At 68.4% G+C, this 17633-nt stretch carries 20 protein-coding genes; 4 read left to right on the top strand and 16 right to left on the bottom strand.

Features of this window, described 5'->3' with window-relative positions; genetic code table 11:
* Window positions 1-114: 114 nt before the first annotated feature.
* On the top strand, window positions 115-1728 hold the full coding sequence (locus tag AC1C2S_RS16495; RefSeq protein WP_495353692.1) for a DivIVA domain-containing protein: 1614 nt from the start codon (window positions 115-117) through the stop codon (window positions 1726-1728).
* A 30-nt stretch (window positions 1729-1758) separates the two neighbouring features.
* Window positions 1759-2823, top strand: coding sequence for an AI-2E family transporter (locus AC1C2S_RS16490; protein WP_495353691.1), 1065 nt, complete (start codon window positions 1759-1761; stop codon window positions 2821-2823).
* Between the two features lie 22 nt (window positions 2824-2845).
* Here the strand turns inward: AC1C2S_RS16490 and AC1C2S_RS16485 are convergent, their stop codons facing one another.
* From AC1C2S_RS16485 to rpsB, 9 genes are all read right to left on the bottom strand, one after another.
* Entirely contained in the window at window positions 2846-3580 is a 735-nt protein-coding gene (locus tag AC1C2S_RS16485) for an alpha/beta hydrolase (protein WP_495353690.1), read from the bottom strand.
* Complete coding sequence (locus AC1C2S_RS16480; protein ID WP_495353689.1) at window positions 3577-3885, bottom strand: Rv1322 family protein; 309 nt, start codon at window positions 3883-3885, stop codon at window positions 3577-3579. Before AC1C2S_RS16480 ends, AC1C2S_RS16485 begins: the two co-directional genes overlap by 4 nt.
* Before the next feature lie 51 nt (window positions 3886-3936).
* On the bottom strand, window positions 3937-4620 hold the full coding sequence (locus AC1C2S_RS16475; RefSeq protein ID WP_495353688.1) for an aggregation-promoting factor C-terminal-like domain-containing protein: 684 nt from the start codon (window positions 4618-4620) through the stop codon (window positions 3937-3939).
* A gap of 56 nt (window positions 4621-4676) precedes the next feature.
* Entirely contained in the window at window positions 4677-5231 is a 555-nt protein-coding gene (locus AC1C2S_RS16470; RefSeq protein ID WP_495353687.1) for a DivIVA domain-containing protein, read from the bottom strand.
* A gap of 33 nt (window positions 5232-5264) precedes the next feature.
* Window positions 5265-6251: a phosphatidate cytidylyltransferase gene (locus tag AC1C2S_RS16465; protein ID WP_495353686.1), complete on the bottom strand. Its 987-nt coding sequence runs from the start codon at window positions 6249-6251 to the stop codon at window positions 5265-5267.
* 8 nt (window positions 6252-6259) lie between these two features.
* On the bottom strand, window positions 6260-6814 hold the full coding sequence (frr, locus tag AC1C2S_RS16460; protein WP_495353685.1) for a ribosome recycling factor: 555 nt from the start codon (window positions 6812-6814) through the stop codon (window positions 6260-6262).
* Between the two features lie 33 nt (window positions 6815-6847).
* Window positions 6848-7579, bottom strand: coding sequence for a UMP kinase (gene pyrH, locus AC1C2S_RS16455; protein WP_495353684.1), 732 nt, complete (start codon window positions 7577-7579; stop codon window positions 6848-6850).
* Between the two features lie 166 nt (window positions 7580-7745).
* Window positions 7746-8576, bottom strand: coding sequence for a translation elongation factor Ts (tsf, locus tag AC1C2S_RS16450; protein ID WP_495353683.1), 831 nt, complete (start codon window positions 8574-8576; stop codon window positions 7746-7748).
* Between the two features lie 27 nt (window positions 8577-8603).
* Window positions 8604-9653 (bottom strand): 30S ribosomal protein S2, encoded by a 1050-nt coding sequence (gene rpsB, locus AC1C2S_RS16445; protein ID WP_495353682.1) that lies wholly within the window; start codon window positions 9651-9653, stop codon window positions 8604-8606.
* Between the two features lie 273 nt (window positions 9654-9926).
* On the opposite strand from rpsB, the gene AC1C2S_RS16440 reads away from it, so the two are divergent.
* A complete protein-coding gene (locus AC1C2S_RS16440; RefSeq protein WP_495353681.1) occupies window positions 9927-10532 on the top strand; it encodes a murein hydrolase activator EnvC family protein in 606 nt (201 codons plus the stop codon).
* Window positions 10533-10541: 9 nt separating this feature from the next.
* Here the strand turns inward: AC1C2S_RS16440 and AC1C2S_RS16435 are convergent, their stop codons facing one another.
* Window positions 10542-11504: a tyrosine recombinase XerC gene (locus AC1C2S_RS16435; protein ID WP_495353680.1), complete on the bottom strand. Its 963-nt coding sequence runs from the start codon at window positions 11502-11504 to the stop codon at window positions 10542-10544.
* A 67-nt stretch (window positions 11505-11571) separates the two neighbouring features.
* A complete protein-coding gene (locus AC1C2S_RS16430; protein ID WP_495353679.1) occupies window positions 11572-12480 on the bottom strand; it encodes a phosphodiesterase in 909 nt (302 codons plus the stop codon).
* Window positions 12481-12576: 96 nt separating this feature from the next.
* On the opposite strand from AC1C2S_RS16430, the gene AC1C2S_RS16425 reads away from it, so the two are divergent.
* Window positions 12577-13299, top strand: a complete 723-nt coding sequence (locus tag AC1C2S_RS16425; RefSeq protein WP_495353678.1) for an HAD-IA family hydrolase — start codon at window positions 12577-12579, stop codon at window positions 13297-13299.
* 38 nt (window positions 13300-13337) lie between these two features.
* On the opposite strand, the gene dprA is transcribed toward AC1C2S_RS16425, so the two are convergent.
* The 5 genes from dprA to rnhB all read right to left on the bottom strand — a co-directional run bounded on the left by dprA (window position 13338) and on the right by rnhB (window position 17633).
* A complete protein-coding gene (dprA, locus tag AC1C2S_RS16420; RefSeq protein WP_495353677.1) occupies window positions 13338-14624 on the bottom strand; it encodes a DNA-processing protein DprA in 1287 nt (428 codons plus the stop codon).
* Window positions 14621-16162 carry a YifB family Mg chelatase-like AAA ATPase gene (locus tag AC1C2S_RS16415; protein WP_495353676.1) on the bottom strand — a complete coding sequence of 514 codons (1542 nt, stop codon included), beginning with the start codon at window positions 16160-16162 and terminating at the stop codon, window positions 14621-14623. Before AC1C2S_RS16415 ends, dprA begins: the two co-directional genes overlap by 4 nt.
* Complete coding sequence (locus tag AC1C2S_RS16410; protein WP_495353675.1) at window positions 16162-16518, bottom strand: YraN family protein; 357 nt, start codon at window positions 16516-16518, stop codon at window positions 16162-16164. The genes AC1C2S_RS16415 and AC1C2S_RS16410 overlap by 1 nt, the downstream gene beginning before the upstream one ends.
* Window positions 16519-16623: 105 nt before the next feature.
* Entirely contained in the window at window positions 16624-16947 is a 324-nt protein-coding gene (locus tag AC1C2S_RS16405; RefSeq protein WP_495353674.1) for a DUF2469 family protein, read from the bottom strand.
* A 5-nt stretch (window positions 16948-16952) separates the two neighbouring features.
* Window positions 16953-17633, bottom strand: coding sequence for a ribonuclease HII (rnhB, locus tag AC1C2S_RS16400; RefSeq protein ID WP_495353673.1), 681 nt, complete (start codon window positions 17631-17633; stop codon window positions 16953-16955).

The following is a 17633-nucleotide window of genomic DNA, read 5'->3' as shown; positions in this document are numbered from 1 at the left end:
CTCCTAACTGCTCGCTGGACGAGCGGTGTTCTACGCGTCAACCCCGCGACCCGTAGAATCGGACGCACATCCCGCATGCGCCCCCACGAACGCGGGAACGAGCCCGGAGGAAGAATGGCCGTCGAAGAGACCGAGTTCACGCAAGTGTTCCGCGGATACGACAAAGACGAGGTCGACAAGGCGATCAATGGACTTCGCCGCGACATCATCGCAGCGAACAACCAGGGCACCGACAGCGTCAAGGAGAACAAGCGTCTCCTCGCCCGTATTGAAGAACTCACCGCTGAACTCGAAGAGGTCGGAAGCCCAACCTTCTCCGGACTCGGCACCAAGCTCGAGAACACGCTCCGCGTCGCCGAAGAACAGTCGACCCGCCTCATCGCCCAGGCCGATATCGACGCAGAGAAGCTCCGTCGTTCTGCAGAAGACGAGGCGCACCTCATGCGCTCCGACGCGCACGAGCTCGCCGAGCGCACCCTCACCGAGGCGCGTGCGCAGGCCAACCGCATCCTCGAGAACGCCAGGGCCGAAGCCGACGACATGGTCTCCCGCTCGCACGAGTCGAGTGAGCAGCTCCGGCAAGACGCCGCCCGTGACGCTGCGGCGATCCGTGGCGCCGTCGCGACCGAGACCGCCGAGATCCGCACGAGTGCGAAGCGCGAGTCCGCCGCGATGACTGCCGCGGCCGAACGCAAGGCATCCGAGATCCTGGTCGCCGCGAACGCCGAGGCCGCTGACGCCCGTTCGACTGCTGCCGGCCTCACCCAGGAGACCGAGCAGACCCGCGCCGAAGTGGCCATCGAGCTCGACCGCGCACGCGCCGACCTGGCCCGTGAGACCGATCAGGCTCGCATCGACCTCGCCGCGGAGACCGAGCAGGCACGCCTCGACCTCGAGCGCGAATCCGCCGAAGCGCGTGCCGCGATCGATGCGGAGATCGCCGAGCGCCGCGCCGACCTCGTGCACGAACTCGAGCAGGCACGCTCCGACCTCGACCGCGAGCTCGAAGGCATCCGCGCCGAACTCCTGCAGCAGCGCGAGCAGGCCAAGACCGACCTCGAGCGTGAGGCCGAGGCCGCCCGCCTGAAGCTGCAGCACGAACTCGAGCGCATCCGTGCCAAGCACGCGGCCGACCTCGACCAGATGCGTGCAGACCTTGCCCTCGAGCAGGAGCAGGCGCGCGCCGACTTCGACGCCGAGTCCGAACAGGGCCGCATCGACCTCGACAACCAGCTCACGGCGATGCGCAAGAAGACCACTCACGAGGTCAACCGCATGCGACGCGAGATCGAGAAGGCGCACCTCGACCTGGAGTCCGAGATCTCCACCAAGCGCGACGAGGCCGAGCAGGAGCTGCTCACCGCCCACCAAGAGGCGGTCTCGCAGACGCAGAAGTTCCTCGAAGATGCCAACGCCGAACTCGCCGAAGCCGTCTCCCGCACCTCCGAGAGCCGCGCCGAAGCCGACCGACTCGAGACCGCGGTGCGCTCCGAGATCGCGGTCGTCCGCGACAAGGCCGACGACGACGCACGCGACCGCATCGCGGCCGCGCACGAGCAGGCACGCAAGCTCATCGCCGATGCCGAGGAGCGCACCCGTGCCCTCGTCGCCGATGCGGAAGACCGCCTCTCGCAGATCAGGATCGAACGCGACGCGGTCGCCGGCTACTTCGAAAGCCTGCGCGGCGTGCTCACACAGGCCGAACAGATCGCGGCCAAGACCAAATAGTCGGTTCGAAGAGAGGGCGCGGGCCGTTCCATGAAGATCCAGAACGCGTTCCGCATCGGGCTGGTCGGCACCCTCGGCGTCGGTGTCGGCCTCCTCATCCTCACCTCGGTCGTCACGCTCTCGACGATCATCACCTACATCGGCGCGGCCCTCTTCCTGGCCCTCGGCCTCGACCCGGCGATCAGCTGGGTCGAGCGCCGAGGGCTTCCGCGTTGGGCCGCCATCCTGATCGTCATGACCGGGGTCGGGCTCCTCGTCGCCGCTCTCGTGCTCGCGGTCGTACCGATCATCGTCGACCAGGTCAGCCAGCTCGTCGAGGAGATCCCGCGGATCGTCGATCGGATCGACTCCCAGGAGTGGATCGAAAATCTGAAGGACCAGTTCCCCCAGGTTCCGGTCGACGAGATCAACCACCAGGTGACCACCGGCCTCACCGATTTCTTCACCAATCCCGACAAGCTCAGCGAACTCGCCGGCGGCGTGTTGCAGGTCGCCGTGGCGATCGGCGTCGGCGTCTTCGGCGTCGTCATCGTCTTCATCCTCACGCTCTACTTCGCTGCGTCGCTGAACACAATGAAGCGCGCCGCCTACCAGTTGGTTCCCGCATCGAAGCGCGCCCGCTTCGCCGACCTCACCGAGCAGATCACGCAGTCGGTCGGCCGGTACGTACTGGGGCAGGTCTCACTCGCGGCGGTCAACGGAGTCGCGAGCTTCATCTTCCTCTCGATCATCCAGGCACCGTTCCCGGCAGTCCTCGCATTCCTCGCGTTCCTCTTCTCACTGGTGCCGCTCGTCGGCACCCTGAGCGGCTCGGTAGTGATCGTGCTCGTCTGCCTGATCCCCGGCCTCGGCTCCCCGCTCACCGCGCTCGTCGCAGCGATCTACTACATCGTCTACATGCAGGTCGAGGCGTACGTGCTGAGCCCCCGCATCATGAACCGTGCGGTGAAGGTGCCCGGCGCGGTCGTCGTGATCGCGGCACTCGCCGGCGGCTCACTCGGCGGTGTGCTCGGCGCGCTCGTCGCGATCCCGGTCGCGGCAGCCACCCTCTTGATCATCAAGCAAGTCGTCATCCCCCACCAGAACGAGCGGTGAGCTCCCGCAGCCCGGCTCCGTCTCACGCCGCAGGCGGTGGCCAGACGGTGGGTAGCGGCGCGGCCGCCGGGTTGACGACCGCAACGATCTCGTCGAGCACACGCCGGGTCTGGGCCTCGCCGACCCACAAGTGCTTGCCGCCCGCGACATCGATGCGCGTGAGCTTCGGCAGTCCCGCGAAACGCTCGGCGGCTTCGGTCGGTCGCAGGTAGTCGTCGTGCTCGGGAATCAGGGCGACGAGCGCCGGCGACGCGTCCTTCCACCGGGCGAGCTCATCATCGCTCGTGCGATGCAGTGGCGGCGACAGCAGGATCGCGCCGTCGATGCCGTGCTCGAGCCCGTACTTCAGGGCGAGCTCCGTGCCGAACGACCAACCGACGAGCCATGGGTGCGGCAGTGCCCGCTCCTCGACGAACGCCATCGCCGCCGCGACATCCGCTCGCTCGCCGACACCATGGCCGAACGAGCCCTCGCTCGTGCCGCGCGGTGAAGCGGTGCCGCGCGTGTTGAAGCGCAGCACTGCGAGATCGGCGAGGGCCGGAAGCCGAGCGGCAGCCTTGCGGATGATGTGCGAGTCCATGAACCCACCGGCGGTGGGCAACGGATGCAGCGTGACGAGTGTGGCGACCGGTGCTCGCTCGATCGGGGTCGCAAGCTCGCCGACGAGCGTCAGCCCGTCGCTCGTGTGCAGCTGGATCTCTTCGCGTCTGGCCGGCAATTCGACGCCCGCGCGGATTTCGATGGGGCCATCGCTCATGGGGTGCCGATCCTCCAACAGTGGATATGCCAGTGCCGACGGGAGGCGAGATCCGCGGCGTCGCCGAGCACGCCGTCGGCGCGCCACGCCACGAGGTGCGCCACGCCGGGTGCGACGTCGAGCCCGCATCCGGGGCAGAGGTAGGCCTTCACGGCCTGCGTCTCTGACACCGGTTGCACGTTCCATTCGCGGCCGCCGCGCGATTCGCTGCGCTTCCAGCCCGAGGTGAGACGCTCGACGTCGAGCTCGGGATGACCCTCACGGGCACGAGCCGCCCGACTCCGGGATCGGTTCGAGCGGGCCATGTCTCAAGTCTAAGCGAGGCCGCAAGGTCGCCTCACACGGCGATGGCCGACTCAGTACCAGCCGGAGTCTTGTGAATGAGCCCACGCCCCGCAGGGCGTGCCATAACGACCGGACACGTAGCCGAGGCCCCACTCGACCTGCGTCGCCGGGTTCGTCTCCCAGTCGGCACCGGCCGTGGCCATCTTCGACCCGGGCAGCGCCTGAGGAATGCCGTACGCGCCGCTCGACGCGTTGTACGCGTTCACCCGCCAGCCCGACTCCTTGCTCCAGAGCGCGACGAGACAGTCGAACTCACTCGACGGCCAGCCGCGGGCGGCGACTGCGCCGGCCGCGTACGCCTGCGCTGAACCCGGATCGGGCGTGATCGCGGGCGGAGCCCAACCGCTTTCGGCGCTCGTCGAAGCAGGCGCGAGCTTCACTTCTTCGGGCTTCTTCTCGACGACGTAGCTCTCTTGGCCGACGTCGATCGAATAATCACCGTCGATCTCGATCGCCTGCACGGCGGCGCCACCGAAGCGGTCGCGGTCACTCGCGAAATTCGAGGAGGCGGTCGCTCCCGAGAACGGATCGACGATGTTCACGAGGAGGAAGCTCACGGATGCCGCGAAGGCGAACACGACGGTGGCGGCCTGCTTGACCCGACCGGTTCGCGCTGGCGCGACTGCGACGCGTGGGCTGTCGGGCGTCAATCGACGGGACTGGTCCGTCTCGTCACTGTCTCTATGCCTACCCACGATGGCACGAGTGTATCGGAGGTCGGCCCGCCGTCGCGAGCGCGACTCGCGCGCGCTCACCGCACCGCCAGCATCACGTCGACGACCGCGTCGAGCAGGAGGTCGACCTGAGCCTCACGATATCCGCCGCGCTGAGTCTTGAACACGACCGTGCGCACGTTGTCGATCGAAATCGGCCAACCGTCACTGAAGTAGCGGGTGAGCTTGTCTGCGAGTCGGTCGACGTCGCGCGTGCTGTATCCGCGAACAAGCGGATTGACGCGATCGAACCGCCGGCCCTCCGGCCGCGCGAGCCGGTTGGAGACGACCTGTGCCGTCGTGCGCGCTTCGCGCAACCACGCCTCGCCACCGTGCAGACGGGCGGCGACCTGTCGCTCCTGCGCCGCGAACGCGTCTTCGAGTCGTTCCAGCGCCTGATCGACATGGGTCGTGGAGTAGCCGCCCTTCTGCATGCCGAAGGCGGTGAGCCGAATGCGATCGGATGTCAGCGGCTCGTCACCGGGTCTGACGGTGCCGTCGTAGGCGCGCCTGGCGAGCTGGAGGAACTCCTCGACCTGGGAGGTGTTGTACCCGAGCTTGGGCTTTCGTACGCGAGGGAAGGTGGCATCCACCGCTCCATTATTGCGGAGGCACAGCGCGCAGGCTCACCCGAAGATCCGGAAGGCGACGAATGCGACCGCGGCCGACGGAAGGATCGAGTCGAGTCGATCGAGGAATCCGCCGTGCCCCGGCAACCAGGAACTCATGTCCTTGATGCCGATGTCGCGCTTGATCAACGACTCGACCAGGTCGCCGAGAGTCGCGCTCAAGAAGATCGCCGTGCCGAAGATGAGTCCGAACCACCAGGTGTTGCCGAGCATCAGCGTCGAGAGCAGCACACCTGCCAGAAGGCTCACGGCCGCTCCCCCGGCGAACCCTTCCCAGGTCTTCTTCGGACTGATGATCGGCGCCATCTTGTGCTTGCCGAACATGAGTCCGAAGGCGTAGGCGCCCGTGTCGGCCGCAACGGCGACGGCGATGAAGGCGAGTGTCCAGAGTTCGCCCCCCTCGGCCGCCGTCAGCACCACCGCGAAGGTCGCGAGGAAGGTGACGTATCCCTGCACGAAGGCACCCCCGACGAGATCGCGGGTGAGCGCTCGAGCCGACGAGCGCCGCAGCGACGGCACCATCTGTTCGCCGATCCGCCAGAGCGTGACGATCAGGATGCCGCCGAGCACGGCGATCAGTTGTCCGACGGCACCGCCGTAGTACGAGAGCGGCACCGCAGCCACGGCGACCACGACGGTCGGGATGCGGGGAACGTGATAGTCGGCCTTGCGCAACGCCTGCGCGAGTTCGTAACTCGCGAATGCGGCGATGAAGACGGCGAAGAGCAGGAACAACTCTTTGATCCACAGGAGGCTGAGCAGTAGTACGGCGCCGAATGCGAGTCCGATGAGAATCGCGAGGATCAGGTTGCGACCCGTGCGGGCTTTGATCTTCTCCTGAGTCTGATCGAACTGTGCTCTGCCCACCTCGAACTGACGCTCGAGATCGGCTTTGCGTGCGTGCACCTGCGCGCGGAACTCGTCGCGCGAGGTTCGTTCAGGCCCCCCGTCACCCGACTGATCCTCTTCTGGGCCGCCCGACATCTCTTGCCTCAGACCTCGAGGAGTTCGGCTTCCTTGCGCTTCAAGGCCTCGTCGATGGCATCCACGTTGGACTTCGTGATCTGCTCGAGTTCCTTCTCTGCGCGCGAAACCTCGTCGTCACCCACCTCGCCCTTGAGGGCGTCGAGGTCGTCTTTCGCCTTGCGACGGATGTTGCGCGCCGACACGCGCGCGTCTTCCGCCTTGGCGCGAACGATCTTCACGAACTCGCGGCGGCGCTCTTCGGTGAGCTCGGGCAGCGTCACCCGGATGATGTTGCCGTCGTTCGACGGGTTCGCACCGAGGTTCGGAGTGTCGCGTATGGCCTGCTCGATGTCTTTCAGCGCGCCCTTGTCGTAGGGTGTCACGACGAGCGTGCGGGCCTCGGGGTTCGCGAGCGAGGCGAGCTGCGCGAGCGGCGTGGGCGTGCCGTAGTAGCTCACCAGGATCTTCTGGAAGAGCTGTGGGTTGGCCCGGCCCGTGCGAACGGTCGCGAAGTCGTCTTTGGCGACCTCTACGGCCTTCTGCATGCGTGCGGTGGCATCGGAAAGTACGTCCGCGATCACGGGGGCTCCTTCTGGTTCGCTACTGCGGACAGTCTATCGACTGGTGGCGGGCACGCCGTTGCTGACGATGGTGCCGAGGTCGGCGCCGAGGATCGCCGCCGTCACGTTGCCGTGCGGCGTCATGCCGAACACCTGCATCGGCATGCCGTTATCCATGCACAGGCTGAACGCCGTCGAGTCGACGACCTTGAGCCCCCGCTGCAACGCCTCCTGGTAGCTGATGCGGTCGATCTTGTGCGCATCGGGATTCGTACGCGGATCGTCCGAGTAGACGCCGTCGACACCGTTCTTCGCGACGAGCACGACCTCGGCACCGATCTCGAGCGCCCGCTGCGCGGCGACGGTGTCGGTCGAGAAGTACGGCAAGCCGGCGCCGGCGCCGAAGATGACGACCCGGCCCTTCTCGAGGTGGCGCTCCGCACGGCGAGGGATGTACGGCTCCGCGACCTGCGTCATGGAGATCGCCGACTGCACGCGGGTCTCGGCGCCGGCCTGCTCGAGGAAGTCCTGCAGGGCGAGCGCGTTCATCACGGTGCCGAGCATGCCCATGTAATCGGCCCGGCCGCGGTCCATACCGCGCTGGGAGAGCTCAGCACCGCGGAAGAAGTTGCCGCCGCCGACGACGATCGCGATCTCGACCGTTCGTGCCGCATCGGCGATCTCGCGCGCGAGTGCACTGATCACGTCGGGATTGACGCCGAGCGACCCCGCCCCGAACGCCTCACCCGAGAGTTTCAACAGGACCCTGCGCTTGTGTTCCGTCATCCCGACCGATCCTTCCCCTGTGGGTGTAAAACTACTGGTTCGCCGACCCCGGCGCAGCGTCGATTGTCGTGCGTGTTCGACGAGTGTGGCGTGACGGGCATCCGAATTCCCTCCGGACACAGCAAAGGAGTCCGGATCGCGAACGATCCGGACTCCCGTGGTGCACCTAGGCGCCGACCTTGTAGCGAGCGAAGTCGCTCACCGTGAGGCCTGCGTCGGAAAGGACCTTCGCGACGGACAGCTTGTTGTCTTTCGCGTAGTCCTGCTCGAGCAGTGCGACCTGCTTGAAGAAGGCACCGAGTCGGCCTTCGATGATCTTCGGAAGGGCGGCCTCAGGCTTGCCCTCCTCGCGCGAGATCTGCTCGACGATGCCGCGCTCCTTCTCGACCGCGTCGGCCGGAACGTCCTCGCGGGCGAGGTACTCCGGGTTCGCGAACGAGATGTGCTGGGCCACCGAGCGAGCGGTCTCCGCGTCGTCACCGGAGTACCCGAGTACGACGCCCACCTGCGGCGGGAGGTCTTTCGACGTCTTGTGCAGGTAGATCGAGAAGTGCTCGCCCTTGACGAGACGGATGCGACGAAGCTCGACCTTCTCGCCGAGGATCGCAGCTTCTTCGTCGATCACGGTCGCGACGGTCTTGCCGTCGGCCGGCGCGGCCAGGGCGGCCTCGACGGTCTCGGCACGAGCCGCGGCGACGGCCGCGAGAACCCGGTCGGCGAGGCCGACGAACTTGTCGCCCTTGGCGACGAAGTCGGTCTCGCAGGCGAGCTCGATGATCGTGGCGGTGCCGTCGCCGTTGTCGACGGCGGCGACGAGGCCCTCAGCTGTGGAGCGGTCGGCACGCTTCGCGTTACCCTTCGCACCCTTCAAGCGGAGGATCTCGACGGCCTTCTCGAGGTCACCGTCGGCCTCCACGAGTGCGTTCTTCGTGTCGACCATGCCGGTGCCGAGGCGCTCGCGCAGGTTCTTGACGTCTTCGAGAGTGAAGTTGGCCATATCTGTAAGTCTCCTGGACTCGTGGTCTTACTTGGACTCGGCGGCGGGCTCGGCCTCGACGACTGCTTCAGCCTCGACGACCGGCTCAGCCTCGACGACTGCTTCAGCCTCGACGACCGGCTCAGCCTCGACGGCTGCTTCGGCCTCGACGACCGGCTCAGCCTCGACTGCTGCTTCAGCGTCGTCGGCCGACTCGGTCGCGGCTTCCGCGGTGGCATCCGCTGAAACGACCTCGACGATCTCGGCAACCTCTTCGGCCTCGGCCGCTGCGCCGTCGACCTTGTCGGTCTCGGGCGAGGACTGCTCGGGCGTACCCGCCTGGAGAAGCTCCTTCTCCCACTCGGCGAGCGGCTCGACGGCGGAGACGTTCCCCTCGGCCTCGGGCTTCTGGTGGCGCTCGATGAGGCCCTCGGCTGCGGCGTCGGCGACGATGCGGGTGAGCAGGCTCACCGAACGGATCGCGTCGTCGTTGCCCGGAATCGGGTACTGGACCTCGTCGGGGTCGCAGTTGGTGTCGAGGATGCCGATGACGGGGATGCCGAGCTTCTTGGCCTCGTCGATCGCGAGGTGCTCTTTCTTGGTGTCGACCACCCAGAGCGCCGAAGGCGTCTTCGTCAGGTTGCGGATGCCGCCGAGCGACTTGTGCAACTTGTCGAGCTCGCGCTTCTTGATGAGCAGCTCTTTCTTGGTGAAGCCGCTCGTGGTGCCCTCGAAGTCGAGCTCCTCGAGCTCCTTCATGCGCGCGAGGCGCTTGGAGACCGTCTGGAAGTTGGTGAGGAGGCCACCGAGCCAGCGCTGGTTCACGTAGGGCTGGCCGACGCGAGTCGCCTGCTCGGCGATCGCGTTCTGCGCCTGCTTCTTGGTGCCGACGAAGAGGATGGTGCCACCGTGGGCGACCGTCTCGCGCACGAAGTCGTACGTCTTGTCGATGTAGGCGAGCGACTGCTGCAGGTCGATGATGTAGCTGCCCGAACGCTCCGTGAGGATGAAGCGCTTCATCTTCGGGTTCCAACGGCGGGTCTGGTGCCCGAAGTGCACGCCGCTGTCGAGCAGCTGGCGGATGGTGACGACGGCCATGAGCCGTACTCCTTTGTTCTCAGTTGTCGCTCCAGCCGGCGGCTGGAGCCCTGGCGCCCGGCACGGCTCCGCCTGCTCCGGCTGCGGAACAGCGTGGAGCGGGACTGAGTGGAGTCGTCGGCCGAAATGGCGCGCGTAGTCACCCCGGAAGACCGGAGTGCTCCCGATACTCTATCATCGGCACTCCCCCTCCCCAACCGCGTCCGGATCGCCGGCGTACACATCTGAGCGATCGAGACGAACGGATGCCGCGTGGCGCCCGAGCATCGAAGCATGAACGCAGCTCTCCCCCCGCCGGCATCCTCACCGATCGCATGCCGACGGGGGCGCCGCTGGTCCGCTGCAGCGGCATCCGCCCTGGCCTCGTCGATGCTGCTCGCCCTGGCTACGACCGCCCCCTTGGCCTCCGCGCTGGGGATCGGCGACGGCGGTCCGGCATCGCGCGAGTACCGAGCCGTCGCCGAGTATGCCGAGCAGTGGCGCTGGCCCGTCGCCGCGCCCATCCGCGTCGTCTCGCCATTCCGCGCCCCTCCTTCGCCATACAAGGCCGGTCACCGCGGCATCGATGTGGCGACCGAGGTCGGCGCATCCGTGGTTGCACCGGCCGCCGGCGTCGTCAGTTACGCCGGCATGGTCGCCGGGCGGCCCGTCGTCGCGATCGACCATGGTGGCGGCGTCGTGAGCGCGATCGAACCCGTTGCCGCGCTCGTCGAGACCGGAGCTTCCGTCGCCGCAGGCGACCCCATCGGCACCGTGTCGACGGGCGGGCACTGTGCGTCGGGCTGCGTGCACTTCGGCGTGCGAGTCGACGGTGAGTACGTCTCACCGTTCCTCTTCCTCGGCGGCCTGCCGCGCGCCGTGCTGCTGCCGTCGAACTGATCGCTCAGCTCACGCGCGAGGGTGCGCGGTGCGGTAGCTCTGCTTCAGCCGTTCCGTCGACACGTGCGTGTAGATCTGAGTGGTGCCGAGACTTGCATGCCCGAGAAACTCCTGCACTGCACGCAAGTCCGCGCCCCCGTCGAGCAGGTGCGTGGCGGCGCTGTGGCGGAAGGCGTGCGGGCCGCTCGGCCCGGTGCCGGGTATCTCCGCGAGCAGCGCTGCGACGAGTCGATAGACGCTGCGCACGCCCATGCGACCGCCGCGGGCGCCCAGGAACACGGCGCGCGTGCGTCCGGACGTCACGCCGACCGCTCGACCGGGTGCGTCCGTGGCTGTCGCAGCGGTCTCGACGGCCGCCACCATCGCGGGCCGCGCCTCATCGAGGTATCGGTCGATCGCGCGTGCTGCCGGCGCTCCGTAGGGCACCATTCGCTCCTTCGCGCCTTTGCCGAGCACCCGCACGAGACGGCGGCGGCGGTCGATGTCCTCCAGGTCGAGCCCGACGAGCTCGGAGACCCGCAGGGCCGAGGCGTACAGCAACTCGATGATCGCGGCATCCCGGATCTCGGCGGGTTCACCGGTGGCGGCTCGAGCGTCGAGCCCGGCGAGCGTCTCGGCGACCGCCTGCTCGGTGACGACGCGGGGCAGGGTGCGCTGGGCGCGTGGCGCCTTGAGTCTCGCCCCGGGGTCGGTCGCGAGGGTGCCGCGACGCGTGAGCCAGGCGGTGAACCCGCGAACGGATGCCGCGCGGCGGGCGATGCTCGTTCGGGCGAGGCCTCGTTCCGTTGCCGCCCAGAGCCAGTCGCGCAGCAGCGGCAGGTCGAGTGCTGCGGCTTCTGCCGGACCCCGCTCTTCGGCGAATGAGATGAGTTCGAGGAGGTCGCTCCGGTATGCGGCGACTGTGTGCTGTGAGTATCCGCGCTCGACGGCGACGTGCGACAGATAGTCGTCGAGGAGGAGGTCGAGGCTCACGACTCCAGCTTGCTCCCCCGGTGCCCGTCGCGCGGTCCGACGCGCCCGCGGCGCGCCGTGGCCGCACTCACTCCGCGGGGCGCTTGCGGGAGAACCGCTCGAGGCGCTCATCGGGCGTCAGCGCCTCGATCTCGGCGAGGAACGTCTCGCTGAAGCTCGTGACCGGCGGGAACGGACCCACCGGCACCACCGAGGTCACCAGGCCGTCGTCGGCGAGATGCACGAGCGTGAACGAGCGGCCCCCGTCGATGCCGACGAGCTCGCGCGGCGGGGCCGAGAGATCCATCGTGTACGAGGTCGCACCTGCGACGGAGACAGGGATGCCTGCGAAACTGCCGTTGGTCGCGTAGTGCAGGTGACCGCCGAGGATGAGTCGCACGTCGCGGTCGCGGACGACCTCGGCGAGCCGTTCCTGCCCACGCAGCTCGAGCAGGTCCATCAGCGCGAGCGGCGTAGCGATGGGCGCGTGGTGCATCGCGATGACGGTGCCGTTCGCCGAGGGTTCGGCGAGCGCGGCATCGAGCCAGTCGAGCGACGCATCATCGAGTTCGCCGTGGTGGAAGCCCGGCACGGTCGAGTCGAGGGCGATGATGCGCAACCCGTCGACCTCGATGATGCGATGCACGGGAGAATCATCGGCGCGCTCGCCGAGCAGGCCGGCGCGGAACGCGGCTCGTTCGTCGTGGTTTCCCATGACCCAGACGAGGCGGGCACCCGTGCGCTCGGCGAGCGGCTCGAGGGAGCCGCGAGCGAGCCTGTAGGCGTCGGGCTCCCCGAGATCGGCCACGTCGCCGGTGACGACGATCGCGTCGATCGAGGAGCCGAGTCGGTCGAGTTGCGCGATCACCTGGGAGAGCGCGGCGACCGTGTCGGCGACGCCGCCGAGCGGTGCGCCCTCGCGCAGCAGGTGCGTGTCGCTGATGTGGGCGATGACGTGCCGGGCGGCCGGATACCGGCCGAGTTGCGGATGCTGCACAGAACCCCCTCTTTCCGCCGCCAGCCTAGGGCCTGCCGCCGACGCGCAGGCCTGCCACTGCTGCGCGCTCTACCTGCGACCCGTACTGTTGAACGGATGAGCACCAACGCTTCAGCAGTTCGAGAAACCGTGGTCTTCGACGTTCTCGGCACCTTGGTCGATCAACGAGGGAGTCTGTTGGGGCAGTTGAACTCGGTGATCGTGGCGGACGAAGACGCTGCGAACCTCGCTCTCTGCGCTTGGCTCGCACACGTCGAGGCGCAGCAGGACGAGATCGTCTCGGGGCGACGCGCGTTCGCTCCGAGCGATGCTCTCGACCGCGAGGCGCTCGATGAACTCGCCAGGCAGTGGCGATTCAGGCCCGGGCGAAGTGTCGCCGACCTCTACGCCGCCGGCGAGCAGCTGACCCCATGGCACGACACGATCGACGGAGTGACCCGATTGGCCCGAGACGCGACCGTCATGGGTCTCTCCAATGCGAGTCGGAGCACGCTGACCGGGCTCAGCTCGCGCTCGGGACTGCGGTGGCATCAGGTGATCTCGGGCGAAGACGTGCAGAGCTATAAGCCGGCAGCGCGAATCTACGAGGCGGCCATCGCAAGCGCCCCTTCTTCTTCTTCTTCTGGGACCCCGATCATGGTTGCAGCGCACGCCTGGGACCTCCGCGCTGCAGCAGAGGCGGGCATGAGGACGGCGTATCTTCCCCGACCGAATGGCGAAGCGCCGACAGCAGAGGACGATTTCACCTTCTTCGCCGAGAGCATTCACGACCTTCACCTGCAGCTTCAGGCCGCAGCGCCTTCGGCCGGGTACAGCTAGCCGTAGACCTGGCCGGCTCCGCGGCCGGCCCGACGTGCTCATTTCCGCTTCGCCCGCAACCAGCCCTGCGGATGCCTCGCGGCCAGTGCGGCGGCCTCGAGTCCGCCGAGCACACTCATCACCGCGATCGGCGCCATACCGCACCGGCGTGCCACGTCGACGAGCTCTCGAGGGCTACGGGAGCTGAGCGCGTCGAGCACCCGCACCGCCTCGGGCGTCGACTCGATTCCCCATCGTCGGGCCGGAGCCTCGTGCGCCGCGCCGGCGGAGGCGCCGCCCTGTTCGGGTGCACCGTGCTGCGTCGCGATGACGCGCCCCCGCTGACCACCGGCGAGCTCGGCCATCTGATCGGCATCCACGACGCACACCGCGTCGAACTCTCGCAGGAGTCGGTGGCAGCCGGCCGACGCCGGGCTCGTCACCGGACCGGGAACCGCGCCCAACGGGCGGCCGAGGGTGGCCGCGTGTCCGGCAGTGTTCAAGGACCCCGAGCGAAGTCCGGCCTCGAGCACCACGGTCGCATCGCTCGCGGCGGCGATGAGTCGATTGCGTTGCAGGAACCGCCATTTCGTCGGCGCAGCGCCGCAAGGAAGCTCGGAGATGACGGCACCGGTTTCGACGATGCGGGTCAGCAGTGTCTCGTGCCCCATCGGATAGAACCGGTCGACGCCTCCGGCGAGGAACGCGACGGTCGTGCCGCTGCTCGCGAGCGCGGCCCGGTGCGCCATGCCGTCGATGCCGTACGCGCCCCCGGAGACCACGGCGAAGCCTCGATCGACGAGCCCCGCCGATGCCTCCATCGTCACGTGCTCGCCGTAGCCGGTCGCTGCTCGCGCACCCACGAGCGAGATCGAAGCGCTCGCGCTCGCGAGTGCGGCTGCCCGGCCGCGCACCCACAGGCCGATCGGCGCATGCACGCCGAGTTCATCGACGCCTCGCGGCCAGACCGCGTCGGATGGGAGCACCAGGCGGGCTCCCACGCGCGCCGCCTGCCTCAGCGATCGCACGAACGCGTCGTGATCGAGGCGGGGCAGCCAACGCTCGAGCCCGGTGGTCGCCTCACGTTCGTCGATCGCTCCCCCGGCTTGCGCGACCTCGTCGATGAAGCGAGCTGGGCTTGCCCCGCCGAGCAGCAGCTCGGCCGTCGGCGCAGCACCGAGCACTTCGATCGCGCGCCCGAGCACGCCATCGCCGGGTTCGGCCAAGGTGCCGAGCAACGCCCTGGCGAAGACATCGTCGAGCGCAGTCGCGTCGTCTGGCGCGACGGACCGCACGGCGGAGAGTTCGATGCGCAGCTGCGTGGCCGAGCGGCGGACGATGCTCATTGTGGGAGCCCCTTTCGGAGGAAGAGCGCCCGCCCGACATGTTCGAGTCCGGGCGAGTCTGCGCCGTCGAGGTCGGCGAGCGTCCACGCGACCTTGAGGATGCGGTCGTAGCCGCGCATCGTGATTCCGCCGAGCTCGAGCGAGCGGTCGAGATCGGCCGTCGCGCGGCCGCCTGGGTGCAGCCCGCCGGCGCCCCGGAGCCACGGGCCGGGCATCTGCGCGTTGGTACGCCATGGTGTGTTGCGCAATCGCCTGGCGGCCCGCCCACGAGCTTCGAGAACCCGCTCACGCGCCACGGCCGTCGATACTCCCGGCTGCTCGGCCGCGATTCGCAGCCCGGCGGCCGTGATGCGCGGTACGAAGAGCTGCAGGTCGAGCCGATCGCGGAGCGGCCCCGACACGCGGGCCATGTAGCGCCGACGGGCCGCAGGCGGGCAGATGCAGTCGCCGACCTTGGAGCCGTGGTTGCCGCAGGGGCAGGGGTTGGCCGCCAGCACAAGTTGGAAGCGGCCGGGAAACGACGCGACGGCGTTCGCACGATGGATCGCGATGGTGCCGGACTCGAGCGGTTGGCGGAGCACGTCGAGCACCGCCGACGGGAACTCCGGCGCCTCGTCGAGGAAGAGCACCCCGTGCGAAGCGCGGGCTGCAGCACCCGGTCGGATCAGCCGGCTGCCGCCACCGACCATCGCCGCCGCCGTAGCCGTGTGGTGGGGTGCCTCGAATGGCGGTCGTAGCGAGAGCCCGGCATTGAGGGGTTGTCCGGCAAGGGATCTGAGGGAGGCGACCTCGAGCGCCTCTTCGGCCTCGAGGTCGGGGAGGAGGCCCGGCAACCGCGAGGCGAGCATCGTCTTGCCCGCCCCCGGCGGCCCGAGGAGGAACATGTGGTGCCCTCCGGCCGCGGCGGCGATGAGAGCGTCGACCGCGCCATCGTTGCCTGCGATGTCGGCGAGATCGCCGGGCGACTCGTCGGCCTGCTCAGCGCGTTCGGGAGCCGGGACTGGCTCGAACACCCGCTCGTCGAATGCTCCGCCGTGCGAGATCGCCGCATCGATGAGCGAAGCGACCCCGATGACCGTGACCCCGGGCACGAGGCTCGCTTCACCCGCATTCGCGGCCGGCACCATGACCGTGTCGTACCCGGCCCGCACCGCGGCGAGAACGGCGGGCAGGATGCCGTCGATCGGGCGGAGCCGACCGTCGAGGCCGAGCTCGCCGAGGTGCACGACATGCTCGATCGACTCGGGCGAGATCTCGCCCGACGCGGCGAGACAGGCGATCGCGATCGCGAGATCGAAGCCCGAGCCGTGCTTCGGCAGCGCCGCCGGCGACAGGTTCACCGTGAGCCGCCGCTGCGGAAGGGGGCAGCCGGCGTTGACGGCAGCGGCGCGCACCCGATCGCGTGCCTCGCCGAGCGCCGCATCGGGCAGCCCGATGATGATGAATGCCGGCAGCTGCGACGAGAGATCGGCCTCGACCTCGACGATCGAGCCCGTCAATCCGAGCAGCGCAACCGAGCGCGTGCGAGCGACGGGCATCAGTTGATCCCCTCGAGGTGCTCGATGAGCGCGGGCGCCTCGGTCGGGGCGAGCACCGCGACGGCGTCGATGCGAATGCGCGAGACCGGGGCATCCGTCGCCTCGCACCAAGCGATCGCAAGCCGCCTCATGCGCGCGAGCTTCAGGGGCGTGATCGCCTCGAACGGATGCCCGTAGTCACCCGACGTTCGTGTCTTGACCTCGACGAATACCGTGTCTCGGCCGTCGCGCGCCACGATGTCGATCTCGCCGATGCGGCAGCGCCAGTTGCGCTCGAGCACCTCCATACCGCGCGCCTCGAGATGCTCCACCGCGAGCTGTTCGCCGTGCCTGCCGAGTTCTGCGTTGTGCGCCATCCGCACCACCTCCGCGTCCAGCGTGGCGGTCGGCCGCACCTGCGGAGGCCGGGAACGGCGAAGTCACGAAGGTCGATCGAGAAGCGCAGCTGTGGAGGAACAGTGCTATTCGTCGAGTGCGAGTTCTTTCGGCAGCTCGAACTCGCGCGAGGCGAGCTCTTCGACGTTGACGTCTTTGAAGGTGAGCACGCGCACCGACTTCACGAATCGGTCGGCGCGGTAGACGTCCCAGACCCAGACGTCTTTCATCGTCAGCTCGAAGTAGAAGTCGTGCTCGGTGTCGCGGCGCACGAGTTCGACCTCGTTGGCGAGGTAGAACCGTCGCTCGGTCTCGACCACGTATTTGAACTGCGACACGATGTCGCGGTACTCCCGATACAGGGCCAGCTCGACCTCGCGGTCGTAGTCTTCGAACTCGTCCTCATCCATCGCACTCATCCTACGCCGAGGTCGAACAGAGTCGGTGCCGCCGCCACCCGATCGTGCAGCCAGGTCGTGCGGTGCAGCTCGCTCGGCCCGTGCTCGTCGATCGCCGCGAAGTGCGCCCGGCTCGAATACCCCTTGTTCTCGTCCCAGGCGTAGAGCGGCCGCTCGTCGTGCGCACGGCGCATGCCACGGTCGCGATGCACCTTCGCGATGACGGATGCCGCGGCCACCGAGGCGCAGTCGCGGTCGGCCTTGATTCGGGTGACGACGCGTGCCCGATGCTCGATCGAGACGCTGAGCCAGTCGTGGTTGCCGTCGAGGAGCAGCGGCACCTCGACGGCAAGCTCGTTGGCCGCCGACAGTTCGGCGAACGCCCGCGCACCGGCGAGCCCCAGGCAGGCCATGATGCCGAGCTCGTCGATCTCGGCGGCGCTCGCCTCGCCGACGGCGGATGCCCGCACCCAGGTGGATGCCTTCGGCGCCATCGCCTCGCGGCGCGGTTCGCTCAGCAGCTTCGAGTCGCGCAGGCCCGCCGGCATGCGTCGCACGCCCGAGTCGATCAGCACCAAGCCGACGGAGACCGGGCCGGCGAGCGCACCGCGACCGACCTCGTCGCAAGCGAGCAGCATGGGCGCACCGGCGAGGAACTCGCGTTCGGTTCGCAGGGTCGGCACGGCGACGGGCGTCAT

The sequence above is a fragment of the Agromyces sp. Y782 genome (assembly GCF_059445405.1).
Note: the sequence above shows the minus strand (reverse complement) of the source record. Positions and strands in the feature narration are given on the sequence as shown.